At 64.2% G+C, this 7214-nt stretch carries 13 protein-coding genes; 6 read left to right on the top strand and 7 right to left on the bottom strand.

The annotated features are described in order from the left end of the window. Positions 1-455: 455 nt before the first annotated feature. On the top strand, positions 456-971 hold the full coding sequence (locus WAN02_RS06980) for a nitroreductase family protein (protein ID WP_422263435.1): 516 nt from the start codon (positions 456-458) through the stop codon (positions 969-971). Between the two features lie 23 nt (positions 972-994). Here the strand turns inward: WAN02_RS06980 and WAN02_RS06975 are convergent, their stop codons facing one another. Beyond that, positions 995-1780: a TetR/AcrR family transcriptional regulator C-terminal domain-containing protein gene (locus WAN02_RS06975; protein ID WP_422263434.1), complete on the bottom strand. Its 786-nt coding sequence runs from the start codon at positions 1778-1780 to the stop codon at positions 995-997. A 115-nt stretch (positions 1781-1895) separates the two neighbouring features. Here WAN02_RS06975 and WAN02_RS06970 point away from each other — a divergent pair, with 115 nt between their 5' ends. Genes WAN02_RS06970 through WAN02_RS06955 form a run of 4 tightly spaced genes read left to right on the top strand, consistent with a single transcriptional unit; the run spans position 1896 to position 3187 of the window. Further along, the gene (locus WAN02_RS06970) at positions 1896-2345 is read left to right on the top strand and encodes a hypothetical protein (protein ID WP_422263433.1); all 450 of its coding nucleotides are present in this window, start codon (positions 1896-1898) and stop codon (positions 2343-2345) included. A 13-nt stretch (positions 2346-2358) separates the two neighbouring features. Further along, entirely contained in the window at positions 2359-2532 is a 174-nt protein-coding gene (locus WAN02_RS06965; RefSeq protein WP_422263432.1) for a CsbD family protein, read from the top strand. Positions 2533-2583: 51 nt separating this feature from the next. Beyond that, positions 2584-2997 (top strand): hypothetical protein, encoded by a 414-nt coding sequence (locus tag WAN02_RS06960; RefSeq protein WP_422263431.1) that lies wholly within the window; start codon positions 2584-2586, stop codon positions 2995-2997. 31 nt (positions 2998-3028) lie between these two features. Then, positions 3029-3187: a DUF1206 domain-containing protein gene (locus WAN02_RS06955; RefSeq protein WP_422263430.1), complete on the top strand. Its 159-nt coding sequence runs from the start codon at positions 3029-3031 to the stop codon at positions 3185-3187. Positions 3188-3222: 35 nt separating this feature from the next. Here WAN02_RS06955 and WAN02_RS06950 read toward each other — a convergent pair whose 3' ends face one another. The 6 genes from WAN02_RS06950 to WAN02_RS06925 all read right to left on the bottom strand — a co-directional run bounded on the left by WAN02_RS06950 (position 3223) and on the right by WAN02_RS06925 (position 6571). Beyond that, a complete protein-coding gene (locus WAN02_RS06950) occupies positions 3223-3801 on the bottom strand; it encodes an AAA family ATPase (protein WP_422263429.1) in 579 nt (192 codons plus the stop codon). Next, positions 3798-4229, bottom strand: a complete 432-nt coding sequence (locus WAN02_RS06945) for a TA system antitoxin ParD family protein (RefSeq protein WP_422263428.1) — start codon at positions 4227-4229, stop codon at positions 3798-3800. The genes WAN02_RS06950 and WAN02_RS06945 overlap by 4 nt, the downstream gene beginning before the upstream one ends. Before the next feature lie 84 nt (positions 4230-4313). Beyond that, positions 4314-4571 (bottom strand): hypothetical protein, encoded by a 258-nt coding sequence (locus tag WAN02_RS06940; protein ID WP_422263427.1) that lies wholly within the window; start codon positions 4569-4571, stop codon positions 4314-4316. Positions 4572-4619: 48 nt separating this feature from the next. Next, positions 4620-5117, bottom strand: a complete 498-nt coding sequence (locus WAN02_RS06935; RefSeq protein ID WP_422263426.1) for a barstar family protein — start codon at positions 5115-5117, stop codon at positions 4620-4622. A 15-nt stretch (positions 5118-5132) separates the two neighbouring features. Further along, complete coding sequence (locus WAN02_RS06930) at positions 5133-6269, bottom strand: ribonuclease domain-containing protein (protein WP_422263425.1); 1137 nt, start codon at positions 6267-6269, stop codon at positions 5133-5135. A 2-nt stretch (positions 6270-6271) separates the two neighbouring features. Continuing rightward, positions 6272-6571: a hypothetical protein gene (locus WAN02_RS06925; protein WP_422263424.1), complete on the bottom strand. Its 300-nt coding sequence runs from the start codon at positions 6569-6571 to the stop codon at positions 6272-6274. A 182-nt stretch (positions 6572-6753) separates the two neighbouring features. On the opposite strand from WAN02_RS06925, the gene WAN02_RS06920 reads away from it, so the two are divergent. Beyond that, on the top strand, positions 6754-7214 hold a 461-nt coding region (locus tag WAN02_RS06920), incomplete at its 3' end, for an alpha/beta fold hydrolase (RefSeq protein ID WP_422263423.1).

The following is a 7214-nucleotide window of genomic DNA, read 5'->3' as shown; positions in this document are numbered from 1 at the left end:
ATGACACGATCATCGAAGTGGCCGCGATGATGGAGAGGCGGCGCAGTCCCCTGGTAGCCGTGATGAAGCAAGGCAGGTTGCACGGCGTGATCACCGCGTCGCGGCTCTTAGCGATGGCATTGAAGTGTGGGTTGACCGAACAGGCTTCAACCGCCGTCGTCACCGGTTTGACGACGGAGTGGGCATCAGTGTCAACTTGGCAGTTTCTCGAACAGTCCCCCGACCAACGTCGATCTACGGCTTGGCATTTGGGGGCTGGCTAGAACCAGCGCTTATCGGATTGTGAGCCGGTGGGCCGGGGGACGGTGCGCCCGGCCGAGAGTGTTTCGTCGGCGACTGCCTGGCCCACACGGGCTTAGGAGTCGGCACCCAAACGCCGCTCGACGGCGATGGCACCATGGTCGGAGACAAGATCACGATCGCTCTGGCGCCCTGGGCGCAGACGGAAGGATGACATGGAAGCTTGGGATGCGATCCGTGCCCGACGCAATGTGCGCGAGTACACATCAGAGCCGGTGTCCGACGACGACCTGAACCGAATCGCCGAAGCCGGCTGGCGGGCACCGTCGGCGAAGAATCGCCAAGCGTGGGACTTCGTGATCGTCACCGACAAGGGTCAATTGCAAGAGCTGTCCACGGTCTGGCGCGGCGCCGGTCACATCGCGGAGGCTGCGGCCGCGATTGCCCTGGTTATCCCGGAACCGCCGGACGAGCGGCGCAGAGTGACTGATCAGTACGACGTCGGCCAGGCGACGATGGCAATCATGCTCGCGGCGACCGACCTTGGCATCGGGACTGGACACTCGTCGGTGGGAGAGCAGGACAAAGCCCGCGCCATTCTGGGAGTGCCCGAGGGATACGAGGTGGCCTATCTGCTCGGTGTCGGGTATCCCGCTGACCGGCCCCTCAAGCCGATCCTCAAACCGAACCGTCGACCGTTCGATGAGGTTGTGCATCACGGACATTGGTGAATGTCACTCGGCGCAGTGACGCTTTAGCTACTCGATTTGTCGGCGATGGGTTGCATTGAGGGCCCTGAAGCGATTCGGGGCGTTCCGTCGGGGTGGGTGAGGGTTTCGGCGAGCCCGGCGAAGAGCAGCTCGAGGCCTCGGTCGAGTTCGGCGGCACCGTCGTAGGAGGCGAGGACCGCTGCCAGGGCACGTAGGTGGGGGAATTCGGTGATCGACAGTCGGTGCAGACCGAGCCGCAGAACGTGGTCTGTTTCTTCGGGTCGTTCCACGATTTCCTGCAGTTCATCGATGACGTGGCCGTGCAGGTAGGCGAATAGCACCCGGTAGATGTGCAGGGCGTCCTCGCCGGAGAACCCGGCGGTGATGAGCAGGGTGAGGACGTCTTCGAGGGGCCGTAGCGTTCCGGGCGGTCGTTGTCCAAGGGGGGTGGCCAAGGGGCGGGTCACCAGCAACGGCACGACGTTGGGGTGGGCGAGTGCGAGTCGCCGGAAGTCGTGGGCGACGGTGCGCAGCTGTGCCGACCAGTCCGGGTCTGTGGTGTCCACCGAGAGCTCGGTAAGGACGAGTTCGGCGACGCCGTCGAGCACGGCGGCTTTGTTGGGTAGGTGGCGGTAGAGCACGGTGGTATCGCGATTCACCGCCTCGCTGAGACGGCGCATCGACAAGCCATCCTCGCCGTCGCGGTCGACGATCTCTAACGCGGTCTGCAAGATGAGCGACCGGGTGATCGGGCGGCTATCGGCGCCGCCGACTGTGACGGAGGGGCCTGCACCATCAGTGGTCTCATCCGGACCGGTGGGCTGTTTCATGGCAGCAGCACCTCCTCCGGTGACACTGTAGACCAATGATGTACGTCAACACTGTTGACACACGGTCTACCTGGGTGTCTACTGGGGTTCTAGCATCGGAATTAGAGGCATCGCCATGATGGTCATCGTCGGATTAGTTGTTCTGCTCATCGGGGTGATTGTCGGGACCGTCGGGGTGCTGGGCAATGCCGGGGCCACTCACCCGCTGGCGGAGAACTTTTCCGTGCTGGGTTATCACGTGACCGGTTCGACCGGCACATTGTTCCTGTCTGGGATCGTGGTCGGCGCGGTGGGGTTACTAGGTCTGAGTGTGTTGTTGGCCGGCGCCCGACGCAGCGCTGTGCGTGGGCGCGACGCCCGACGCGACCTTGCACGTTCTCAGCGGGAGCCGGCAGTTGTGAAACGTCACCGCACCCAAGAACTTGAACGTCAAGGCCGCGCCGACACCGACTCGACGGTGAATTCGACAACAGGTAACCCCCGCAGGCACAGGGTTCCCCTGCTCGGTCACTGGGCGCGTCGCCGGCAAACAATCGACGCCAGCCACGTCGACACCTCTCCGTAAGAAGGAATCCGCGATGAGCATCGGTAAGAAGCTCGCCCACAAAGCCGAAGCCGCCAAAGGCGCCACCAAGAAGTATTTTGGCCGCGCCACCGGCAACACTCGCCTACGCACCGAGGGCCGCGCCGATCAGGCCAAGGCCAACGCCAAACAGGCAGGGGCAAAAGCCAAAGACATCTTCAAACACTGACCGACACTTCCCAAGTACTTCTCCGCAACCCGTCAAAAATAAGGAGCCGAAATGGCTGCCAGCACAACCGTTTTGATCATCGTCGCGGCCGCAGCCGTGGCCACCCTACTCATCGCAGGACTCATGTGGGTGGCACGCAACAAACGCAACCAACAGCGCCACGTCGAAGCAGACAACATCCGCGAGGACGCCAGGCACGAAACACTGCTAGTCAAACAACAAGAAGCCCTCGCCGACGAGACCGCCGCCAAAGCTCGCGCCGCCCAAGCCGCAGCGGATGTCAACGCGGCACAAGCCGCCGGTCTGCAACAACAAGCTGCCGTCCACCGCGATGAAGCGGTCACCTCGCGCGATCACCTCGACAAGCAATGGGACCGCGCCGACACGCTGGACCCGGCATCCCCCGCATCCGACACCCACTCGGCCGCCCACGACGAACCACAACCCACAGCCGGGTCCCGATGAAGCCGGCGGACCTCACCACTTCACAGATCCGGTGAGGGACGCGAACAGCTTCTTCGAGCGCGTCGCCCGTGCCGGGTATGTCGTCAGCGGCCTGCTCCACGTCATCATCGGCTACCTTGCGATTCGGACCGCTCTAGGTACCGGAGGCGGCAGCGCCGGTCCGCGAACCGAACCGGCGACCGTTCAATGAGGTTGTGCACCAATGGCATTGGTGAGTGGCGAGCGCTACGTTGTGCACGCTGACCGCAAGATTTCCGGCGTCCACGCCGGCCAGGCCGGCGAGCCCATGCAGAAGCCGTCGTTCAACTGGGCGACGATGCGAGGGCCTTTCAGGCCGCTGTTGTCATACACCGTCGCAGAATCGCATCGGACGATCGCGGCCGCGACGAGCCCCCAAAGACGTTGGTAGCGTTTGCGGATCTTGTTCTCCGGCACATCGTGTCCGCCCGCGCGGACCCGGCACCGGACCCGCTCGACCGCGAGCTCCTCGGGGATGACCAGGACGTGCAGCACGATTATGTAGTCCGCGGCGCGGGCTGCATCGATCAGTTCCAGCTTCGACGGGTGGGAGAACACGGTTTCGGCGATGAACGATGCGCCGAGCTCGATGAGCTTGGCCCTCGTCTCTGCCGCCACTCGGGCGGCCTGATACGAATGCGGGGCCGGATCCTTGGGCCACCGCTGTTTGGCGATCTCATCGGCGTTGACGAAGCCGCTGCCGGGCAACAGCGGCGCCAGGGTGAGTTCGACGAACGTCGACTTGCCGGTCCCGTTGGGCCCGACGACCAGATCGAGCCGCTTCATCGGGTGGGCGCGGCGCTGGCCTTCCTGCGTCGTGGCGCTCGCGGTTTCGTGGCCAGCTTGACCCAGGACCCGTCAGGGCGGTGCTCGACGATGTCACCGTTCTCATCGAGAGCCACGGTGGTGATGCCGCGCTCGGCCAATAGCGTCCCGTAGTTCGATCCCGCCAGTTTCTCTTGAACGGCCGTGGCGATCTCGGCGTTGAACACCGCGCCCTCTTCAACGCTGAGTTCGCGCAGCTCCAGATCGCCGGTCAGCGCGGCCTCGACCCGCCGGCGGGCCGCCGTCTGCTGGCTCGATACCGCGCGTCCCACCCGTGCCCAGTGGTCGAGCTGCTGCTTGGCCGAGCGGCTCTGTCGCGCGCCCTCGGCGGCCGCGCTGTCCATGAGGTCGGCTGCGACGCGGGTCACCCGATCAGCGGTGTTCGCCATTACGTCTCCTTGTGTAGCAGTCCGCTACAACTGTAGCAAAATGCTACATCGCTAGTCGTCGCGTGTTGGCGCGGCATGCAGCACTTACCGGTATAGCGGCCACACCTCGAAGTAAGTTGTCACAGCGCGTTCAACCGCCAAGCCGTGCTCGTTGGGGGTCCAATCGGGCCCCATGTCTTCAATGATCGCGCTCGCCAGCAACTGATTGACTGCATCACTCTGCTCGGCGGTCGGCTCTTGCCTGTTGCGCAACTCCGCTAAGAGGGCAGAGTCGCGGCGTGTCAATTCGTCCACGATCACAGCACGTGCTTCCGCTGGAATGGCATCCAGAACGTTGCTCACGGATTCCCCTGTCCCGGATGGTCCGCCTACGTGGTCATCACTCATGATTCAAACCGTCACAGTTGCGACAGGGACATCGGCGCTCAGCCAACGTTCTCGAACTTCGTTCAGTTGATCGAGTGGCGCGGAAAGCAGCAAGCCGAAAGCCGCTGGCGGGCTTGCTTCGTCGCGGTAGTAATCACGATAGAACGGCATCTTTTTGCTGAACCAGGAAAAGTCGTCGGGCTGATCGACGAGTATCAGATGGGCATCGGTGACGTTTGTCAGGTAGCCAGGAGCGGGCGGCCTCCCCGTCGCAGCGTTAACCATATTGTCCAGGTCGCGCATGAAATCGTTGAAGGCGTCCTTGTTGCGGCCGAACCACGGCGGAAAGTGCCAGGCTTCTGCGAAGGCATCGAATAGGGCGTCCAGGGTTTGTGTGTGCGAGCCATCGATGAGTCGGAGCTCGAGCCCTGCCGGCGCGACAACCGGCGAGGGCGTCTGGGACTGGATAGCGACGCATGGGCCCTCGTTGCGGGCCTGCGAGAGGAATTCTTCAAGCTTCACGGGTGTGCCTTATCACTATCGGATCCGATGGAACGTCTGGTAGTGGTCAGTGGTGTACCACGCTGAACCATCACCGCCGGTGACGATGCGATCAGAGTCGCGAGTCTGACCTGGCGCCCGAGGGTTGACATCCCATTCCTGATACGTGATCGGCTGGCCCGCGGCATCCCTGGTTGGCAAAAGTTGCTGGTCGTTGTCGAAAACACCTCCACCCTTCGTACCTGGTGCGTTCGCTGATCCAGGCCATTTTCCGGCATCGATCTGGTTAAGCGTGTCTTGCACATTTTGCGGGATGGGCGGTTCGCCCGCGTTGCCGCCGGGAGCAGCAGGGTCTTCGCCCTCTACCGGTATGCCGAGTTGCCCGAGCCGGGCTCTGATCGCGGCTTGCCTTTCCACAAGAGGGCCGCGCGAGGCCATGCACGCGCTGTACTGCGCCGGCGGAAGTGGCCCGACGTTTTCGACACCGCACCGAGCGTTCCACGCCTTTATCTCGGCATTTACTTCGGCCCACGCAGCTTGCGCCTCCTGGGCTGTCATGTCCTTCGGATCCACTGGCAACGGCGAAGGTGGATCTTGCTTGAACGTGTGATTGTCGACGGCCCGGACTTGCCCGTTGCTGGGCGGCGTCTGCGGAAATGTACTACCAACGCCGGCCACTGCTGAGGTGACCCTGCCCGCGACTTGGGCGTCCACGCTGACCAGCTGCGCGGCGCGCTCACCAATATTCCCGGCGAACGCCTGAGCGGCGGCCTGCCGAGCGACCTGTTGTGTGGCCGCTCCGCCGCTCATCCGGTCGGTGACCGAAAGATCTTCGCCCACTTCAAATCCCGCTGAGCGGGCGTCCTGGACGGCGTAGCGCATCTGGGAGCGGGCCGCATCCAATTCTGAGGCGCCGCCGCGCGCGACGCCGGCCGCTGATTGCAGTTGATCGACCACCGCGCTGGTGGTCATCATGTCCGCGTGCGTATCGGTTCGCAGCGCATCGGCGGCCTCGCCGTCCCAATCGACGGTCAGCGCGTCACGCCACACCCCATGTGAAACCCCATAGCTACGCTCGCCGACGGTTTCCCAGTGATCGGCTGCCTCGGTGAGATGGTCAGTGGGCCAGGCCAATAGGGCCGACAGGCCGGGAGCCGCTGCGACTGCCGGCATTGCTACTCGCTGATCGTCGGCTGGAAGATTGCAGCCACCTTGGCCGTCGACGCAGCTTCCTGGAAGAGATAGCTGAGGTCGGCTCGGACAACGCCACTGGCACGCTCACCCACCCGCGCTGCCAGCCCGGCGGTGAACGCTGTGACGTCGACATGGGCGGCGTTGACGGCCGCCGCGCTGGTCTGACACCACAACCCCAGACCCGTCGGCGCAACCGTCTCGTTGAGGTCACCCACCGAAGCGCCCCAACGAGTGGCCATGGCGTGCACATCCGCAGTCTCTACGCGCAATTCGTGCCCCACGGGCCGAAGTGTAGGCAGAACCTCACCCGCCAACCAGTCACCATGGCGCCCGTGAGTTTCGATGCTCCTTGTCACCGCGATAACGCCACGATGAATCACGCGGGAACTCCTGCGTAACACTGCGGGTAACTGCTCATGCGATGGTCAATTACGGGCCAACTGGTCGCCTAGTCTCGAAGTCGATGGACAACCCACTGCGGCATCCTCCCGGAGTGCCGCGCGTCGAAAAGCCGCGGGTGGAAGGTCAATTCCATCTCGCCGACGGCCGGCGGCTCGGCTACGCCGAATTCGGTGATCCCACCGGTCCGGTGGTGCTGTGGTTCCACGGCACACTCGGCGCGCGGCGCCAATTCCTCGCGAAGGGGCGACGTGCCGCCGAGACGCTCGGGCTGCGGGTCATCGTCATCGAGCGACCGGGAACCGGGCTGTCCGATTCCCACCGCTACAACTCGGTGAGCGAGTGGGTTGCCGACATGGCGCAGGTCGCCGACGCGCTCGACGCCGAGCAGATCGGCGTCGTAGGCATGTCCGGCGGAGGCCCGTACGCCCTGGCCTGCGGGGCGCTGCCCCCACTGGTCGACCGGGTCGCGGCTGTGGGCGTCCTCGACGGCACCGTCCCGGCGGTCGGTCCCGAGGCCACCCG

It is taken from the genome of Mycobacterium sp. (assembly GCF_049281135.1).
Classification (GTDB): Bacteria; Actinomycetota; Actinomycetes; order Mycobacteriales; family Mycobacteriaceae; genus Mycobacterium.
Note: the sequence above shows the minus strand (reverse complement) of the source record. Positions and strands in the feature narration are given on the sequence as shown.

Excerpts from the sequence above, each read along its gene's own strand:
- WAN02_RS06980 (WP_422263435.1), top strand. The coding sequence starts at position 456 with ATGGAAGCTTGGGATGCGATCCGTGCCCGACGCAATGTGCGCGAGTAC.
- WAN02_RS06975 (WP_422263434.1), bottom strand. The coding sequence starts at position 1,780 with ATGAAACAGCCCACCGGTCCGGATGAGACCACTGATGGTGCAGGCCCC.
- WAN02_RS06970 (WP_422263433.1), top strand. The coding sequence starts at position 1,896 with ATGATGGTCATCGTCGGATTAGTTGTTCTGCTCATCGGGGTGATTGTC.
- WAN02_RS06965 (WP_422263432.1), top strand. The coding sequence starts at position 2,359 with ATGAGCATCGGTAAGAAGCTCGCCCACAAAGCCGAAGCCGCCAAAGGC.
- WAN02_RS06960 (WP_422263431.1), top strand. The coding sequence starts at position 2,584 with ATGGCTGCCAGCACAACCGTTTTGATCATCGTCGCGGCCGCAGCCGTG.
- WAN02_RS06950 (WP_422263429.1), bottom strand. The coding sequence starts at position 3,801 with ATGAAGCGGCTCGATCTGGTCGTCGGGCCCAACGGGACCGGCAAGTCG.
- WAN02_RS06945 (WP_422263428.1), bottom strand. The coding sequence starts at position 4,229 with ATGGCGAACACCGCTGATCGGGTGACCCGCGTCGCAGCCGACCTCATG.
- WAN02_RS06930 (WP_422263425.1), bottom strand. The coding sequence starts at position 6,269 with ATGCCGGCAGTCGCAGCGGCTCCCGGCCTGTCGGCCCTATTGGCCTGG.